Here is a 17924-nt window from a genome sequence, read left to right as displayed (position 1 = left end):
CGCGCCCGCAACGAAAGAGCCAGACCGCGCGTCTGGCTTTTTTGCGTTTGCGACGGCATTCGGCGCCGCTGAAACTTTGCCGAAGGTTTGTCCGACAGGCAATCCGCGTTCTTTGCAAAATCTTTTCCTTCGCGATATTAAGGCTCGCCGAATTTGATTCACATCAATCAAATATTCGCGATTTGCTAGGACGATTCCGATTTCTTGGTCTCGCTCAATTCTTCAACGTGATTTTCCATGCCCCCATCCTGCGCGAAATCGGACGCGCGCCGCTGTCGATGCACGGACTTGTGCGCCGGGCGCTTGCCGGGCTCGCGAAACGAACCGCGCCGCCGCCCGAACGCGTCGTCGTGCTCGCACTCGGCAACGAGAAATGGGGCGACGCCGACGCGGGCGCGCAGTCGCTCGCGCGCCTGAAAGCGCGCTGGGTGCTGCCCGCGCAGGTCGAGCTGGTCGATGGCGAGACGCTCGGCCGCGCCCTCGTGCCTCTGCTCGAATCCGCCTCGCGGCTCATCGTTTTGAGCGCCCTCGACCTGCAAGGGCCGCCCGGCACGCTGCACGTTCTCACCGGCGACGCCGCCGCCGAGCAGCTTTACGTGCGCGGCCCGAAGCGTCCCGGCATGGGCTTCGCGGCCGCGCTCGCATGCGCGCAACTGGCCGGGCGCGTGCCGCGCGAACTCGTGCTGATCGGCCTGCAGCCGCAGCGCGGCGACCGCCACGGCGCGCAGCTCTCGCCGGCCGTGGCCGCGCAACTCGACCGCGCCGCCGACGTCGCGTGCGACTGGCTGCGGCGCTGGCGCGTGGAGACGCTGGCGCGCGAGACGGAGCCGCCCGCCCGGCCCTCCTGAAGGCGGCGCTTGCGGCCTTGCGCATTTGCTGGTTTGCGGGTTCGCGGGTTCGCGGGTTCGCCACTTTGCCGCCGTGCCCATTTGCCGCCTTGCGCGTTTGCGCGTTTGCGCGTTTGCGCGTTTGCCGCCTTGCCGCCTTGCCGCCTTGCCGCCGTGCCCATTTGCCGCCTTGCGCGTTTGCGGTTTGCCGCCTTGCCGCCTTGCCGCCTTGCCGCCTTGCCGCCTTGCCGCCTTGCCGATTTGCGCGTTTGCCGCTCCGCCCCGACGCCAGGCAAGTACGCCGCCGCCAACGCGCATAGTGGTGAACCCGCGTTGCCCGCGCGCGCTGCGCTGCACTATCCTCGAAAGCTGGAGCCGCGTCGGGCCGCGCGCCATCAGCACGAGGAAGCCAGTCATGCGTTACCGCGACTTTCATCGCGAGTCGATCGCGAACCCCGAGGACTTCTGGCGCCGCGAAGCCGCGCGCATCCACTGGGAAACGCCGTTCGGGCAAGTGCTCGACCGCTCGAATCCGCCGTTCGCCCGCTGGTTCGGCGGCGGGCGCACCAATCTTTGCTTCAATGCCGTCGACCGTCATCTCGCCTCGCGCGCGCAACAGAACGCGCTCGTGTACGTATCGACGGAAACCGGCATCGAGCGCCGCTACACCTACGCCGACCTGCACGCCGAAGTGAACCGCATGGCCGCCGTGATGCGCTCGCTCGGCGTGAAGCGCGGCGACCGCGTGCTCATCTATCTGCCGATGATTCCCGAAGCCGTGTTCGCGATGCTCGCCAGTGCGCGGCTCGGCGCGATCCACTCGGTCGTGTTCGGCGGTTTCGCGGCGCCGAGCCTCGCCGCGCGCATCGACGACGCCAGGCCCGCGCTGATCGTGAGCGCCGACGCGGGCGCGCGCGGCGGCAAGGTGATCGACTACACGCCGCTCGTCGACGAGGCAATGGCGCGCGCCGAACACAAGACGCCGCGCGTCCTGCTGATCGACCGCCAGCTTGCGCCCGAGCGCCTGAACGCCGAAAACGCGCCCTATCTCGTCGATTACGAGCCGCTGCGCGAGCAGCACTACAACGCGCACGTGCCCTGCGAATGGCTCGAATCGAACGAGCCGTCGTACGTGCTCTACACCTCGGGCACGACGGGCAAGCCGAAGGGCGTGCAGCGCGACGTGGGCGGCTACGCGGTGGCGCTCGCGGCGTCGATGGAATACATCTTCGAAGGCCGCGCGGGCGACACGATGTTCACGGCGTCCGATATCGGCTGGGTGGTCGGGCACAGCTACATCATCTACGCGCCGCTGCTCGCGGGCATGACGACGGTGATGTACGAGGGCACGCCCATTCGCCCCGACGGCGGCGTGTGGTGGCGGCTCGTCGAGCAGCATCGCATCAACCTCATGTTCACGGCGCCCACGGCCATACGCGTGCTCAAGAAGCAGGACCCGGCGCTGTTGCGCGCGGCCGATCTCTCTAGCCTGCGCACCTTGTTTCTGGCGGGCGAGCCGCTCGACGAGCCCACGGCGACGTGGATTTCCGGTGCGCTCGGCAAACCCGTCGTCGACAACTACTGGCAGACCGAGACCGGCTGGCCGATGCTCGCGATTCAGGGCGGCGTGCAGAAGCTGCCGCAAAAGCCCGGCTCGCCGGGCGTGCCGTGCTACGGCTACGACCTCGTGCTGCGCAACGAGCACACGGGCGAGCCGTGCGCGACGGGCGAAAAAGGCGTCATCACGCTCGGCTGGCCGCTGCCGCCGGGCTGCATGCAGACGGTTTGGGGCGACGACGCGCGCTTCGTCAAAACCTACTGGGACAGCGTGCCGGCCCAGCAGGTCTATTCGACGTTCGACTGGGGCGTGCAGGACGAAAACGGCTACGTGACGATCCTCGGCCGCACCGACGACGTGATCAACGTGGCCGGGCACCGGCTCGGCACGCGCGAGATCGAGGAAGCGATTTCGTCGCACGCGGCGGTCGCGGAAGTGGCCGTGGTGGGCGTGAGCGACGCGGTGAAAGGCCAGGCCGCGCTCGCTTTCGTCGTGCTGCGCGACGCGGGCACGGCGGCGGACGCGCAAGCGGCGCAAAAGCTCGCGGCCGCGCTCGCGGCGACGGTCGACCGCCAGCTCGGCGCGATCGGGCGGCCGGCGCGCGTGCATTTCGTTTCGATGCTGCCGAAAACCCGCTCGGGCAAGCTGCTGCGGCGCGCGATCGCGGCGCTCGCGGAAGGACGCGAGCCTGGCGAACTGCCGACGATCGAGGACGCCGCGGCATTGACGCAGATTCGCGAGGCGGTGGCGGCGGGCGCCGGAGGCTGAGGAACGGCGCAGGTGCGCGGGGTTGCGCGGGGCGGTTTGTTGTCGGTTTGGTCGCGGTTTGGTCGCGGTTTGGTCGCGGTTTGTTGGCAGTTTTCCGGCCGTTTTTCGGCAGTTTTTTGGCGGCTTCGTTTCGCGCAACGCTTTTCCGCCGCCGGGTTGCGCTGACGACCTCGCGTTTCGCCGCGCACCAACACGGCATGGCGAGCCGGAAACCGGCTTCCGCGCGATGGTCGGCCAGCATCGCCTTCGTTTCGACGTGATGCCAGGTGGTGCTACACGGTGCTACGTGTGCTTCGGTTCAGTGTGCCGCACCCGCAACGGCGCCGGCCGTTTCACATCGACAAGGCCCGGCGAGGAGAAACCGGCGCCATCGTTGCCCTCGCCCGCGCGCCGATGCGGCGCTTCCGGTCAGTGCGTTGCGCTCGAAACCGCACGCCATCGACGATAAAAAAGTCACGACATCCGCGCACCGCCGACCGCTCGCCCGCGATCATCGGCTTCGGCATCGGCATTGGCCGCCGCCTCGCCGCGCGCCCGCGACGGCAGCGCGGCGACGGCCAGCGCCGCCACCAGCGCCGTGGCCGCGAACGCCACGAAATTCCACGCGAGGTCCGCGCCGACGCTCGCGATATAGCCGCCCATCAACGGCCCGCACATCGCGCCGAAGCGCGCGAAACTGAGCGCCCAGCCCGTCGCCGCGCCGCGCGCATGCGCGGGATAAAAATGCGTGAGATGGCCGGTAAGAATGAGCGACGCGGAAATGCTGCCGACGCCCGCCAGCGCCACCAGCAGGTAGCTCACCGCGAGCGCGTTTTTCGTCATCAGCGCGGCGATGGCCAGCGCCCCCGCCGCATACGCCAGCGCCACGGTCGCGCGCACGCCGAAGCGGTCGGCGATCTTGCCGAGCACGAGTCCGCCGAACGCCGAAGTCAGGCTGAACACGAACAGAAACGCGAGGCTCGATCCGAGGTCGTAGCCCTTTTTGCGCATGATCATCGGCAGCCACGTATTGAGGCCGTAGACGAGCAACATGCCGCAAAAAAGCGCGATCCAGAAGCACACGGTGGCGCGCAAGCGCCGCTTCGCGAAGATCGCCGCGACCACTTCGCGCAGGCCCGCGCGCTCGCGCTTCGCCGCGCTCGCATCCGCGACGCGCGAGACCCATGCGCCCGCAATGCCGAGCCGCGCGGCCAGCGCCTGCGCTTCGGCCACGCGGCCGCCCGCCACGAGATAGTCGATCGATTCGGGAAGCGCGCGCGCCATCGGCCACAACGCCGCGAGCGGCAATGCGCCCACGGCCATCACGCCGCGCCAGCCCCACACGGGCAGGAGCGCCATCGCCACGAGCGCCGCGCACAGGATGCCGAGCGAGTAGCCCGAGTACATCATCCCGTAGTTGAAGCTGCGACGCGCTTCGGGCGAATACTCGATGGTGAGCGCCGCCGCCACCGGAATCACGCCGCCGAGCCCCACGCCGCCGAGCAGCCGGCACACGCCGAACCAGAACGGCGTGGGCGCGAGCGCCGCACCCGCCATCGTCAGCGAAAAGAGCGCGACGCAACCGAGCAGCATGCGTCTGCGCCCGAGCAGATCGCCGAGCGTGCCGACGATCAACCCGCCGAAAAACATGCCGGCGAGCGCGTAGCTGCCGAGCGCGCCGAGCTGCATGGGCGTGAGTTGCCAGTGGCGGTCGGCGGCGAGCGCGGGCAGCACCGCGCCGATGCTGCCCACGTCGTAGCCTTCGAACAGCACGGCAAGGCCGCAGACGAGCAATACGGCGCGCGTCGTGCGCGCGGGAATGGAGCGGGCTTCGGACATGGCGGCGCGGCGCAAGAGGAACGAAAAAGCGAAACGGAAAAGGCGACGGTTCGCAGCTACGCCGGGACGCATCGGCGTGGGATTCGGCGCGTCAATCCAACGCGCGAATTCAGCAACCCGGTGCGAACCAGATTACTTGAGACATAAATAAATTCACAGTCATTGTTAACCCGCGCGGGTCCGATCAGCGGTACGACGCGAGAAAGCGCTTGAGAATGCCGGTGGAATAGGTGCCGGCGATGGCGGTGAGGAACGAGGAAAACGACGCGCTCGCGTGTTCGTCGGCGGTATCGGAAATCGTGCGCACGACCGCGCACGGCACGCCGTATTCGTAGCAAACCTGCGCGATGGCCGCGCCTTCCATCTCGACGGCGAGCGCGTCGGGCAGCAATGCGCGCAACGCGCCCACGGCCGCGGCGCTGGCGACGAACTGGTCGCCGCTGATCACGAGCCCGCGATGCACCCGCGGCGCCGCGCTCGCCAGACGCGGCAACGCGCCGCCGAACTGCGCCGCGAGCGAGGCGCCCTCCTCGGCGATAAAGCGCTCGCACGCGGCGGCGAGCGCGTCGGCGAGCGCACGCTCGGTGTCGAAACGCGCGCGCCCGAGCAGCGGAATTTCGTGACGGGGAAAAATCGGCTCGCAGTTCATGTCGTGCTGAAGCAGCGTGTCGCCGACCACCACGTCGCCCACGTGTACCTGGCCGCCGACGCCGCCCGCCACGCCCGTGAACACGATGGCTTCGACGTCGAACGCGTGGATCAGCGCGCTCGCGGTGGCCGCCGCCGCGACCTTGCCCACGCGCGCCAGGGTGACGACGCACGGCGCACCGTGGACCGTGCCGAGGTGATAGTCGCGCTGCCCGAACGTGCGCGTGACCACGCCCGATTCGGCCCGCATCGCCGCGATCAGATCGCCCAGTTCCTGCGGCAGCGCCGCCAGCACGCCGAGCGGACGCGCGGCCGCGCCGCCCGGTTGCGCCGGCGCCGGGGTCGGCATCTGGGTCGGCGTTGGCGTCGGCGGCGGCGTTTGAGTCGAATCGTTCATCGTCGGGGAAAGGAATTCGTTGCGTTATTCGACGGCCTGAAGCTTCGCGACCGCGAGCGCGAGCCACTTCTCGCCGTGCCGCTTGAAGCGCACTTGCGCCTTGGCGTCGGCGCCGCTGCCTTCGAGCGCCGTGATCGTGCCTTCGCCGAACTTCGTGTGAAACACGCCCTGACCGACGCGGAAGCCGGTTTCGGCCGCGCGCTGCGCGTTGGCGAACGCGGGCGCCGGGCTGTTGTCGGCGACATAGGCGTCGCGATCGCGCGAGCCACCGCCGCCGTTGCCGCCACGCGCGAACCAGTCGCGCCCCCAACCGGCGTTGTCCGAGCGGCCGCCCCAGCGCGCGCCCGCCTCGACCTTCGGCGTGAGCCACTTGAGCGCTTCCTGCGGCAGTTCGTCGAAAAAGCGCGAGCGCACGTTATAGCGCGTCTGGCCGTGCAGCAGGCGGCTTTGCGCGAACGAGATGTACAAACGCTCCTTCGCGCGCGTAATCGCCACATACATCAGGCGGCGCTCCTCCTCGAGGCCGTCGGCTTCCATTGCGCTGTTTTCGTGCGGGAACAAGCCTTCTTCGAGACCGGTGATGAACACCGCCGTGAATTCGAGGCCCTTCGCCGCGTGCACCGTCATCAGTTGCACGGCGTCCTGACCGGCTTGCGCCTGGTTGTCGCCCGCTTCGAGCGACGCATGCGAGAGAAAACCCGCGAGCGGCGTCATGAGGTCGGGATTCTGCGCGGGGTCGGTGATGCCGGGCGCGTCGAGCACTTCGATCTCGCCGTCCTGCGAGACGATTTCGGGCAGCGCGCTCGCGCCGGGACGCAGCGGAATCGAGCGCGCGGGCGTGTCGAGCCCGTAGCCCGCCTCGCTCACGAACGCGGTGGCCGCGTTCACGAGTTCCTGCAAGTTTTCGAGCCGGTCCTGGCCTTCGCGCTCGGTTTGATAGAACTCGGCGAGACCGCTCATGCGCACCGTGTATTCGACGGTTTCCGGCAGGCTCATCTGCGCGGTTTCTGCGCGCATCTTCGCGATCAGATTGGCGAACGAACCGAGGCTCGTGCCGGCCTTGCCCGTGACGTACGGAATGGCCGCCGCCATCGAGCAGTTGTAGAGACGCGCCGCGTCGGCCAGTTGCTCGATCGAGCGCGCACCGATGCCGCGCGTGGGAAAGTTCACCACGCGCGAAAACGCCGTGTCGTCGTTCGGGTTGTCGATCAAGCGCAGATACGCGAGCGCGTGCTTCACTTCCTGACGCTCGAAGAAGCGCAGGCCGCCGTACACCTTGTACGGCACGCCCGCGTTCACGAGCGTGTGCTCGATCGTGCGCGACTGCGCGTTGCTGCGGTAAAGAATGGCGATCTCGTTGCGCGCGAGCCCCTGGTTGATGAGCGCGCGGATTTCCTCGACGATCCAGCCCGCCTCCTGCGAATCCGTGGCCGATTCGTACACGCGCACGGGCTCGCCGTGGCCCGCGTCGGTGCGCAGGTTCTTGCCGAGACGCCGCGAGTTGTGCGCGATCAGGTGATTCGCGGCATCGAGAATATGACCGTGCGAGCGGTAGTTCTGCTCGAGCTTGATCATGTGTTTCACGCGGAATTCGCGCTCGAAGTCGCGCATGTTGCCGACGTTCGCGCCGCGAAACGCGTAGATCGACTGGTCGTCGTCGCCCACCGCGAAAATCGCGTTGCCCGGGCCCGCGAGCAGCTTGAGCCAGGCGTACTGAAGCTTGTTGGTGTCCTGGAACTCGTCCACGAGGATGTCGCGAAAGCGCGCCTGATAATGCGCGCGCAGCGGCGCGTTGTAGGCCAGCAGTTCGTAGCAGCGCAGCAGCAGCTCGGCGAAATCGACCACGCCTTCGCGCTGGCATTGCTGGTCGTAGGCTTCGTAAAGCTCGACGAACTTGCGGTTGAAGTCGTCCGTCACGTCGACGTCCTTCGGCCGCAGCCCCTGCTCCTTCGCGTTGTTGATGAAGTACTGGAGGTTTTTCGGCGGATATTTTTCGTCGTCGATGTTCAAGCCCTTCATCAGGCGCTTGATGGCCGAAAGCTGGTCGGCCGTGTCGAGAATCTGGAAGGTTTGCGGCAGGCCGGCGTCGCGGTAATGCGCGCGCAGCATGCGGTTGCACAGGCCGTGAAAGGTGCCGATCCACATGCCGCGCGTGTCGATGGGCATCATCGCCTGAAGGCGGGTCATCATCTCGCGCGCGGCCTTGTTCGTGAAGGTCACGGCGAGAATGGTCATCGGCGAGGCGAGACCTTGCTGGATCAGCCACGCGATGCGCGTGATGAGCACGCGCGTCTTGCCGCTGCCGGCCCCGGCCAGAATGAGCGCCGGCTCGTTGGGCAAGGTGACGGCGGCGTGTTGTTCGGGATTCAGGTTCGCGAGCAGTTCGGGCATGGGGCGAAAAAAGGGACGAGGCGCAAGAGGACGGCACGGCGGCGCGCGGCTTCGGGCGCCCGCGCCAACGCCTGTCGATCGCGCCGATCAATGGCAGACCGACATTATAAGTGCGCGCGCCCTGGCTGGCCTCGCGCCGGATCGCGGCGGTCGCGCCGCGCGGTGGCGTTCGCCGCACGAAGATCGGTGCGGGCTTCATTGCAGACTTCATGCAGGCTTCATGCGGGCTTCGCGCCGCATTCGTTTCGTAGCCGGGCCTTCGCGTGTTCTTCGTGTACCGATATTGCGTGCCGTGCGTGTTCATTGCGTAACCATTACGCGCCGAGTGTCTGCCGATTACGTGCCGAGTGCCTGCCGACTGCGTGCCGATTACGAGCCGATCGCGCCCCCATCGCGTGCTCTTTTTGCGTCGTAATCGCGTCGCAATCGCGCCGTGCTCGCGCCGTTTGCGCGCGTCCCGCGTCCGGCGGCGCGTCGGCGCGGCAAGCGCTTGCCCTTATAATCGAACGTTTCACGCATCTTTTTTCGGCAGATTCCACCCATGAGCGACAGCACGCTAGCGAAAAGCTTCGAGCCCCAGACGATCGAGGCCCAATGGGGCCCCGAGTGGGAGCGTCGCGGCTACGCCGCGCCGACCTTCGAGCCCGGCAGCAAGAACTTCTCGATCCAGTTGCCGCCGCCCAACGTCACCGGCACGCTGCACATGGGGCACGCGTTCAACCAGACGATCATGGACGGCCTCACGCGCTATCACCGCATGCTCGGCGAGAACACGCTGTGGGTGCCCGGCACCGACCACGCCGGCATCGCCACGCAGATCGTCGTCGAACGCCAGCTCGACGCGCAGAAGATTTCGCGCCACGACCTGGGCCGCGAGAAGTTCGTCGAACGCGTGTGGGAGTGGAAGCAGAAGTCGGGCTCGACCATCACCGGCCAGGTGCGGCGCCTCGGCGCGTCGATCGACTGGTCGCGCGAATATTTCACGATGGACGACAAGATGTCGGCCGCCGTGCGCGACGTGTTCGTGCGCCTCTACGAACAGGGCCTGATCTATCGCGGCAAGCGTCTCGTGAACTGGGACCCGGTGCTGCTCACGGCCGTCTCGGACCTCGAAGTGGCGAGCGAGGAGGAAAACGGCAGCCTGTGGCACCTGCGCTACCCGCTCGCCGACGGCTCGGGCCATCTCACGGTCGCCACCACGCGTCCGGAAACCCTGCTTGGCGATACGGCCGTCATGGTCCACCCGGAAGACGAGCGCTATGCGCACCTGATCGGCAAGACGGTGAAGCTGCCGCTCACCGAGCGCGAGATTCCCATCATCGCCGACGAATACGTGGACCGCGAGTTCGGCACGGGCGTCGTGAAGGTCACGCCCGCGCACGACTTCAACGACTATCAGGTGGGTCTGCGCCACGGCCTGCCGATGATCGAGATCCTTACGCTCGACGCGAAGATCAACGCGAACGCGCCCGGGAAATACCGTGGCCTCGACCGCTTCGAGGCGCGCAAGCAGGTGGTCGCCGACTTCGAGGCGCTCGGCCTGCTGGATTCCGTGCAGCCGCACAAGCTGATGGTGCCGCGCGGCGACCGCACGGGCGTCGTGATCGAGCCGATGCTCACCGACCAGTGGTTCGTGGCGATGACCAGGCCCGCGCCCGAAGGCACCTTCAACCCCGGCAAGTCGATCACCGAAACCGCGCTCGAAGTGGTGCGCAACGGCCAGATCCGGTTCGTGCCGGAAAACTGGACCACCACCTACAACCAGTGGCTCGAAAACATCCAGGACTGGTGCATTTCGCGCCAGCTCTGGTGGGGCCATCAAATTCCGGCGTGGTACGGCGAAAACGGCGAGATCTTCGTCGCGAAGACCGAGGAAGAAGCGCGCGCCAAGGCCGAAGCGCAAGGCTACAAGGGCGCGCTCAAACGCGACGAAGACGTGCTCGACACGTGGTTCTCGTCGGCGCTCGTGCCGTTCTCCTCGCTCGGCTGGCCGCAGGAGACGCCCGAACTGAAGGCGTTCCTGCCCTCCTCCGTGCTGGTTACGGGCTTCGACATCATCTTCTTCTGGGTCGCGCGCATGGTCATGATGACCACGCACTTCACCGGCAAGGTGCCGTTCGAAACGGTGTACGTGCACGGTCTCGTGCGCGACGCCGAAGGCCAGAAGATGTCCAAGAGCAAGGGCAACACGCTCGACCCGATCGACATCGTGGACGGCATCGATCTGGAAACGCTGGTGGCCAAGCGCACGACCGGCCTCATGAATCCGAAGCAGGCCGCGACCATCGAGAAAAAGACGCGCAAGGAATTCCCGGAAGGCATTCCCGCGTTCGGCACCGACGCGCTGCGCTTCACCATGGCGTCCATGGCCACGCTCGGGCGCAACGTCAACTTCGACCTCGCGCGCTGCGAAGGCTATCGCAACTTCTGCAACAAGCTCTGGAACGCCACGCGTTTCGTGCTGATGAACTGCGAAGGCCACGACTGCGGTTTCAGCAAGCCGGGAGACTGCCGGCCGGGCGATTGCGGCCCCGGCGGCTACACGGATTTTTCGCAGGCCGACCGCTGGATCGTCTCGCTGCTGCAACGCGTGGAAGCCGAAGTCGCGAAGGGCTTCGCCGACTATCGCTTCGACAATGTGGCGAACGCCCTATACAAGTTCGTTTGGGACGAATACTGTGACTGGTATCTCGAACTGGCGAAGGTGCAGATCCAGACCGGCAGGCCCGAGCAGCAGCGCGCCACGCGCCGCACGCTGCTGCGCGTGCTGGAAACGGTGCTGCGTCTCGCGCATCCGGTGATTCCGTTCATCACCGAAGCGCTCTGGCAAAAGGTCGCGCCGCTCACCGACGCTTACCCGCAAGGCAAGCAGGAAGGCGAAGCGTCGATCATGACGCAGCGCTACCCGCAGGCCGAGCAGAAGAAGATCGACGAGTCGGCCGAGCAATGGGCCGCCGACCTGAAGGCCGTGATCGACGCGTGCCGCAACCTGCGCGGCGAGATGAATCTCTCGCCCGCGACCAGGGTGCCGCTGCTCGTCACGGGCAACGCCGAACGTCTTGCGAGCTTCGCGCCGTACGCGCAGGCGCTCGCGCGGCTTTCGGAGGTCCAGATCATCGCCGACGAAGCGACGCTCGACGCCGCCTCGGCAGGCGCGCCAGTTGCTATCGTGGGTACGGACAAACTCGTGCTCAAGGTAGAGATCGACGTTGCCGCCGAACGCGAGCGCCTGTCCAGGGAAATCGCCCGACTCGGCAATGAGGTGACAAAGTGCAAGGCAAAACTGGGAAATGACAGTTTTGTAGCAAAAGCACCGCCCGCAGTCGTTGAGCAGGAGCAGAAAAGACTGGCAGAATACCAGGCAACGCTGGACAAGCTGACCGCGCAACTCGCGCGGTTGCCGGCCTGAAATCAATCTGGCAAACGAGGCTGTAGCGTGTGGCGCCGCGAAAACGGCGTCATGCAAGCACCAGGACAGGGACTAAAGACATGCTAAAAGTGACAAAAGCGGTATTTCCGGTGGCGGGTCTCGGCACGCGCTTCCTTCCGGCTACGAAAGCGAGCCCGAAGGAAATGCTGCCGGTCGTCGACAAACCGCTGATTCAGTATGCCGTCGAGGAAGCCGTGGCAGCGGGCATCACCGAAATGATCTTCGTGACCGGGCGCAGCAAGCGCGCAATCGAGGACCATTTCGACAAGTCGTACGAGATCGAAGCCGAACTGGAAGCGCGCGGCAAGGAAAAGCTGCTCGAACTCGTGCGCAGCATCAAGCCGAATAACGTGGACTGCTTTTACGTGCGCCAGCCGGAAGCGCTCGGTCTCGGCCACGCCGTGCTGTGCGCCGAAAAGCTCGTGGGCGACAACCCGTTCGCCGTGATTCTCGCCGACGACCTGCTGTACGGCACGCCGCCCGTCATGCAGCAGATGGTGGAAGTGTTCGACCACTATCACAGCTCGGTGCTGGGCGTGGAAGAAATCCCGCCCTCGGAAACGCGCTCGTACGGCATTGTCGACGGCAAGGAATGGGAAGATTCGATCGTCAAGCTTTCGGGCATCGTCGAAAAGCCGGCGCCCGAAGTCGCGCCGTCGAACCTCGGCGTGGTGGGCCGCTACGTGCTCAAGCCGCGCATTTTCGACCATCTGCGTGCGCTCAAGCCGGGCGCGGGCGGCGAACTCCAGCTCACGGACGCGATCCAGTCGCTGCTCGCCGACGAACAGGTGCTCGCGTACAAGTATCACGGCACGCGTTTCGACTGCGGCAGCAAGCTCGGCTATTTGAAGGCGACCGTGGAATTCGCGCTGCGCCACCCGGAAGTGGGCGCCGATTTCGACGAATATCTGCGCACGCGCAATCCGGTGCTCGAAGGCTGAGTTGCCGCGTTCGCGGCGATAACCTGCGCTAACCTGCACTACCCCGCCGAACAAAAAGGCCCGCGTGAATCACGCGGACCTTTTTCATTTTCGGGGCGATCAGCGCCGCCGCATCAGAAACACGAACGTTTTGTCCTCGTGCGTGCTTTCGACGATCTCGTTGCCGGTCTGCTTCGCGAACGCGGCGAAATCGCGCTGCGAGCCGGGATCGGTCGCGAGCACCTTGAGAATCTGGCCGCTTTCCATGTCGGCGAGCGCCTTCTTGGCGCGCAGGATCGGCAGCGGGCAGTTCAGCCCGCGCGCATCCACTTCCTTGTGAACCTGAATTTGCATCGGGGTTGGATCCTTCGGTGAGCCGCCATGACGCGCGATGCTCGGGGCAACGCAGCGCGGGCGATAACGGCGATTTTACCGCAGCCGCGCCAATCTGCCCGGCGCAGGCCAACGCCCACCACGCCGCGCCCGCCGCGCGGCGCATTGCGTCACAGGGTGCCGCTCACAGCGACACCGCCGCGCCCGCCAGCAACGACGCCCGCAGCGCCTGCCCGATGCGCGTGGCCTCCAGCGCGTCTTCGAGCGTCGCGCCCTGCCCTTCGCCGGCCGCGCCGCCGTTCGCTTCGCGCGCGCGCACCGCCGCGACGAATGCCTGCGCCTCGATCAGAAACGCCTCCTCGAAGCGGTCGAAGAAAGTGGGCGTGCATTCGCTGCGCACGCCCGCCGCGTCGTAAATCTCCACGCGATTCGCGCGCGGCACGCGCCCGATCGCGAGCGCGCCCGCGGTGCCGATCACCTCGCTCGACGTGTCGTTGCCGTGCGCCATCGTGCGCGACGCGTAGAACATCGCGAGCCGCCCGCCTTCGAATTCGCAGATCGCCGCGCCGTTGTCCACGTCGCCGAATTCGCGCAAGCCTTCGTGAAGCGCGATCGCGCCGGCCGCAAACACGCGCGTTGCGCGCGGCTTGCCGAGCAGCCAGCGCGCGACGTCGATGTCGTGTACGCTGCAATCGAGAAAAATGCCGCCCGAGGTGGGCGCGAAACGCACGAAAAAGCCGTCCGGATCGTTGAGATCGCAGGTTTGCGAGCGCACGAGAAACGGCTTGCCGATCGCGCCCGCCCGCACTTTCGCGTAGGCGTCCTGATAACTCGGGTCGAAGCGGCGCATGAAGCCGATCGTCACCTGACGATCCGCATGGCGGCGCGCCACGCTCACGACGCGCTCGCATTCCACCACGTCGAGCGAGAGCGGCTTCTCGCAGAACACGTGCTTGCCCGCTTCGAGCGCTTCGAGAATCTGTTGCGCGTGCAACGAGGAAGGCGTGACGAGCCACACGGCGTCGAGCGACGCGTCGGCGAGCAGTTCGGCGTAACCGGCATATCGACGCGTCTGCGGCAGCGCCTCGCGCGCCCACGCGAGGTCCGCGTCGAGCGGGCTGCACGCGGCCGCGAGCGTCGCACCCGGCACGCGATACGCAAGATTGAGCGCATGACGCCGCCCGAGCCGCCCGAGTCCCGCCACGCCCACGCGCAACGGCCGCGCGCGATCAATCGTCTGCATGTTTTCGTCTCCTCGTTTCGCCGCGTCGTGAAGCGTCATCGCCGGTTTCGTCGCCGGTTTCGTCGCCGGTTTCGTCGCCGGGTTTCGTCGCCGGGTTTCATCGCCGGTTTCATCGCCGGGCTTCGTCGCCGGGTTTCGTCGCCGGGTTTCGTCGCCGGGTTTCATCGCCGGTTTCATCGCCGGGCTTCGTCGCCGGGTTTCGTCGCCGGGCTTCGTCGCCGGTTTCATCGCGCCCTTAAACGCCGAAGAAACCGTCCGGGGCTCACGCGCCCAGCGTCACCACGCGCCCCTCGCGCCACGACTGCGCCGCCGCTTCCGCGAGTTCGAGCGCCTTCAACCCGTCGGCGACCGTGGTGCGCACGCGCACGCCCTGCGTCACCGCCTCGTGGAAATGCGCCATCTCGCGCGCGTAAGCGGCGCGGTAGCGTTCGAGGAAAAACGCTTCGGGCACGTCCTGCGCCACCGCGGTTTTCGACCACGCGACCACTTCGGTCGGCTTCACGTTGCCCGCTTGCAGCATGCCTGCGCTGCCGAGAATCTCGAAGCGCTGGTCGTAGCCATAGGCCGCGCGCCGCGCCGTGTTGATCTGGCAAAGTCGGCCGCGCTTCGTGCGGATCGTCACGGCGGTCGAGTCGATATCGCCCGCGTCGGCAATGGCGGGATCGGAAAGACAACTGCCGGTGGCATGCACGGTGTGCGCCTCGTCATCGAGAATCCAGCGGAAGATGTCGAAGTCGTGGATCAGCATGTCCTTGAAGATGCCGCCCGAATGCTTGATGTACTCCACCGGCGGCGCGCCCGGGTCGCGGCTCGTGACGATCAGCATTTCGGGCGTGCCGATCTCGCCCGCTTCGAGCCGCGCCTTGAGCGCCGAAAAGGTCGGGTCGTAGCGGCGCTGAAAGCCGATCATGCAAACCACGCCCGCGCGCTCGACCGCTTCGGCGCAGGCGCGCGCGCGCTCGAGGGTGAGATCGACGGGCTTTTCGCAGAAAACCGCCTTGCCCGCGGCGCTCGATTTCAAAATCAGTTCGGAGTGCGTATCGGTGCTGGAGCAGATCACGCTCGCGCCCACCGCCGCGTCGCCGAGCGCGCCGTCGATATCGGCCACTTGCGCGCCGTGCTGCGCCGCAAGCGCGGCCGCCGCCTCGCGGTTCACGTCGACCACGTATTTGAGCCGCACGCCCGGCTGGCGCGCGAGGTTCGCCGCGTGAATGCGCCCGATGCGGCCCGCGCCGAATACCGCTACGTCGATCGTCTTGCCCGCTGCTTCAGTCATCGTATCCTCCGGTGTCGGTCGATTCTTCCACGTTGAGTTCGAGCCGGTACGCGAGCGCGATAAAGAGCGCCTGGCACAGGCAAAAGGTGCTCGTGAGCGAGCGGAACGCGAATGCGCTGCCCTCTTTCACGTAAAGCTGCGCGCTCGCGTGGCGCGCGAGCGGCGAAAGCTGGCTGTCGGTGATGACGAGGGTTTTCGCGTGATGCTCCTGGGCGACGCGCAGGCAATACTGCGTTTCCTTGCCGTAGGGCGCGAAGCTGATGGCGATCACCACGTCGCCCTTTCTCACGCTGCGGATCTGCTCGTGATACATGCCGCCGAAGCCGGACACGAGATGCACGCGCTTGCGCGTGTGCTGGAGCGCGTAGACGATGTAGCTCGCCACCGGAAACGAGCGCCGCACGCCGATCACGTAGATGTTGTCGGCCGCTTCCAGCATTTGCACGGCGGCGTCGAACTGCGCGCCGTCGAGGCCCGCTTCGAGTTCGTCGAGCCCGCTGCGGCACGCGCCGATGAATTCGCGCGCCACCGCGCCGCCCATGTCGAGGCTCGCGTCCTTCGCGTCGATCAACTGGCGAATGCGCTGCTGATAGCTCGTGGCCGACGCGCCTTGCGCGCCGTATGCCTGACGAAACACCGCTTGCAGGTCGGAGAACCCCGAAAAACCGAAGCGCTGCGCAAACCGCACGACCGCCGACGGATGCACGCCGCAACTCGCGGCAATGTCGCTCGTGCGATCCATCATCACGCTCGCGCGATGCTGCTCGATATAGCTCGCGACACTCTTCAACTGGCGCGGCAACGCCTCGTAATCCAGCGCGACGCGCTGCATCAATTCGTCCACGCCCGCGAGGGCTTCGCTCGTTTCGTCCGCCATGGCTGCTGTTCTCCCGACTGCCGCGCTGCCGCAAACCCTTGCCGCGCCTGCGTTTCGAAGCAAGCCGACCGAGCCGATTATAGGCAGCGCCGCTCATGAATGGAACAGATTTTCCATTTTTATTCGTCATGAAATTTTCATTGCACGCGGCACGCCGTTGTCCTACTCTTGTTCGTGAGCGCGATGGCAAGCGCAGATGTCACGACTGCCCACGGCTTCGACGCTCATCCCAAGAACGAACGACAGACCGAGAAAGGTGGAGACAATGACGCAACGCAAGGGCAAGACCCTGCTCCGAAGGCTGGCCGCGGCGCTCGCGCTGACGGCGGGACTGGGCACGATCGGCGGGCTCGCGGCACAGCCGGCGCGCGCCGCCGACGCGCATTTCGTGCTGATCAGCCACGCTCCCGATTCGGACTCGTGGTGGAACACGATCAAGAACGCCATCAAACAGGCCGACGAAGACTTCAACGTCGAGACCGACTACCGCAATCCGCCCAACGGCGACATCGCCGACATGGCGCGCCTGATCGAGCAGGCCGCCGCGCGCAACTACGACGGCGTCATCACCACCATCGCCGACTTCGACGTGCTGAAAAGCTCCATCGCCAAGGTGACGGAGAAGAAGATTCCGCTCGTGACGATCAATTCCGGCACCGAGGAGCAGAGCGCGCAGCTCGGCGCGATCATGCACGTAGGCCAGCCCGAATACGTGGCGGGCCACGCGGCCGGCGAAAAGGCCAAGGCCGCAGGCGTGAAGTCGTTCCTGTGCGTGAACCACATCGCGACGAACACGGTGTCGTTCGACCGTTGCCGCGGTTTTGCCGATGCGATCGGCGTGAACTACAAGTCGTCCACGATCGACTCGGGCCAGGACCCGACGGAAATCCAGTCGAAGGTGAGCGCGTATTTGCGCAATCACCCGAACACGGGCGCGATTCTCACGCTCGGCCCGGTGCCGGCGGCGGCCACGCTCAAGGCCGTGCAACAGATGGGCCTCGCGGGCAAGATCTACTTCTGCACCTTCGACTTCTCCGACGACATCGCCAAGGCGATTCGCGCGGGCACGATCCAGTTCGCGATCGACCAGCAGCCGTATTTGCAGGGCTACATTCCCGTGGCCGTGCTGGCTATCGCGAAGAAGGAGCACACCACCGATCCCGCGAAAATCCGCCAGATTCTCGAAGCGAATCCGAAGTTCAAGCAGCGCCTCGATACCTACGGCCTGCAACCGTCGTATGGGCCGAAGAACATTCGCTCGGGCCCCGGGTTCATCACGAAGGACAACCTCGACAAGGTCGTGAAATACGCCGGCCAGTACCGCTAGACAAGCGCCGATCGCATGAAGCGCGCCGCTGGGCGCGCACCTCGTCAATCGTCAGACCCGCGCGGCGAAGGCTCGCATCGCTCGATGCCCCATCGCTGTTCGCCAGCTTCG

Annotated in this window: 13 protein-coding genes; 6 read left to right on the top strand and 7 right to left on the bottom strand. The window is 66.4% G+C overall.

The genetic code is table 11. The features are described from left to right. The first annotated feature begins 227 nt into the window (after positions 1-227). Together U5805_RS26160 and U5805_RS26155 are read left to right on the top strand one after the other, a co-directional pair. The gene (locus U5805_RS26160) at positions 228-848 is read left to right on the top strand and encodes a hydrogenase maturation protease (RefSeq protein ID WP_322106416.1); all 621 of its coding nucleotides are present in this window, start codon (positions 228-230) and stop codon (positions 846-848) included. A gap of 394 nt (positions 849-1242) precedes the next feature. Then, positions 1243-3153 carry a propionate--CoA ligase gene (locus tag U5805_RS26155; RefSeq protein ID WP_322106415.1) on the top strand — a complete coding sequence of 637 codons (1911 nt, stop codon included), beginning with the start codon at positions 1243-1245 and terminating at the stop codon, positions 3151-3153. Between the two features lie 453 nt (positions 3154-3606). Here U5805_RS26155 and U5805_RS26150 read toward each other — a convergent pair whose 3' ends face one another. From U5805_RS26150 to U5805_RS26140, 3 genes are all read right to left on the bottom strand, one after another. Then, complete coding sequence (locus tag U5805_RS26150; RefSeq protein ID WP_322106414.1) at positions 3607-4971, bottom strand: MFS transporter; 1365 nt, start codon at positions 4969-4971, stop codon at positions 3607-3609. A gap of 184 nt (positions 4972-5155) precedes the next feature. Beyond that, on the bottom strand, positions 5156-5968 hold the full coding sequence (locus U5805_RS26145; RefSeq protein ID WP_322106413.1) for a 5'-methylthioadenosine/adenosylhomocysteine nucleosidase: 813 nt from the start codon (positions 5966-5968) through the stop codon (positions 5156-5158). Between the two features lie 72 nt (positions 5969-6040). Beyond that, positions 6041-8407 carry a UvrD-helicase domain-containing protein gene (locus U5805_RS26140; RefSeq protein WP_322106412.1) on the bottom strand — a complete coding sequence of 789 codons (2367 nt, stop codon included), beginning with the start codon at positions 8405-8407 and terminating at the stop codon, positions 6041-6043. A gap of 541 nt (positions 8408-8948) precedes the next feature. On the opposite strand from U5805_RS26140, the gene U5805_RS26135 reads away from it, so the two are divergent. Together U5805_RS26135 and galU are read left to right on the top strand one after the other, a co-directional pair. Continuing rightward, positions 8949-11816, top strand: coding sequence for a valine--tRNA ligase (locus tag U5805_RS26135; RefSeq protein ID WP_322106411.1), 2868 nt, complete (start codon positions 8949-8951; stop codon positions 11814-11816). An 80-nt stretch (positions 11817-11896) separates the two neighbouring features. Further along, positions 11897-12778, top strand: coding sequence for a UTP--glucose-1-phosphate uridylyltransferase GalU (gene galU / locus U5805_RS26130; protein WP_322106410.1), 882 nt, complete (start codon positions 11897-11899; stop codon positions 12776-12778). A gap of 99 nt (positions 12779-12877) precedes the next feature. Here galU and U5805_RS26125 read toward each other — a convergent pair whose 3' ends face one another. From U5805_RS26125 to U5805_RS26110, 4 genes are all read right to left on the bottom strand, one after another. After that, positions 12878-13105, bottom strand: coding sequence for a sulfurtransferase TusA family protein (locus U5805_RS26125; protein WP_322106434.1), 228 nt, complete (start codon positions 13103-13105; stop codon positions 12878-12880). Positions 13106-13274: 169 nt separating this feature from the next. Next, on the bottom strand, positions 13275-14333 hold the full coding sequence (locus U5805_RS26120) for a Gfo/Idh/MocA family oxidoreductase (RefSeq protein WP_322106409.1): 1059 nt from the start codon (positions 14331-14333) through the stop codon (positions 13275-13277). Between the two features lie 262 nt (positions 14334-14595). Beyond that, complete coding sequence (iolG, locus tag U5805_RS26115; RefSeq protein WP_322106408.1) at positions 14596-15609, bottom strand: inositol 2-dehydrogenase; 1014 nt, start codon at positions 15607-15609, stop codon at positions 14596-14598. Next, positions 15602-16486, bottom strand: a complete 885-nt coding sequence (locus U5805_RS26110; RefSeq protein WP_322106407.1) for a MurR/RpiR family transcriptional regulator — start codon at positions 16484-16486, stop codon at positions 15602-15604. Before U5805_RS26110 ends, iolG begins: the two co-directional genes overlap by 8 nt. On the opposite strand from U5805_RS26110, the gene U5805_RS26105 reads away from it, so the two are divergent. Both U5805_RS26105 and U5805_RS26100 read left to right on the top strand, forming a co-directional pair. Next, positions 16485-16664 carry a hypothetical protein gene (locus tag U5805_RS26105; RefSeq protein WP_322106406.1) on the top strand — a complete coding sequence of 60 codons (180 nt, stop codon included), beginning with the start codon at positions 16485-16487 and terminating at the stop codon, positions 16662-16664. The genes U5805_RS26110 and U5805_RS26105 overlap by 2 nt on opposite strands. 87 nt (positions 16665-16751) lie before the next feature. After that, the gene (locus U5805_RS26100; RefSeq protein WP_322106405.1) at positions 16752-17813 is read left to right on the top strand and encodes a sugar ABC transporter substrate-binding protein; all 1062 of its coding nucleotides are present in this window, start codon (positions 16752-16754) and stop codon (positions 17811-17813) included. The last annotated feature ends 111 nt before the right edge of the window (positions 17814-17924 follow it).

The organism is Paraburkholderia sp. J41 (assembly GCF_905220235.1).
GTDB lineage: Bacteria > Pseudomonadota > Gammaproteobacteria > Burkholderiales > Burkholderiaceae > Paraburkholderia.
This window is presented reverse-complemented; position numbering and strand designations above follow the sequence as displayed.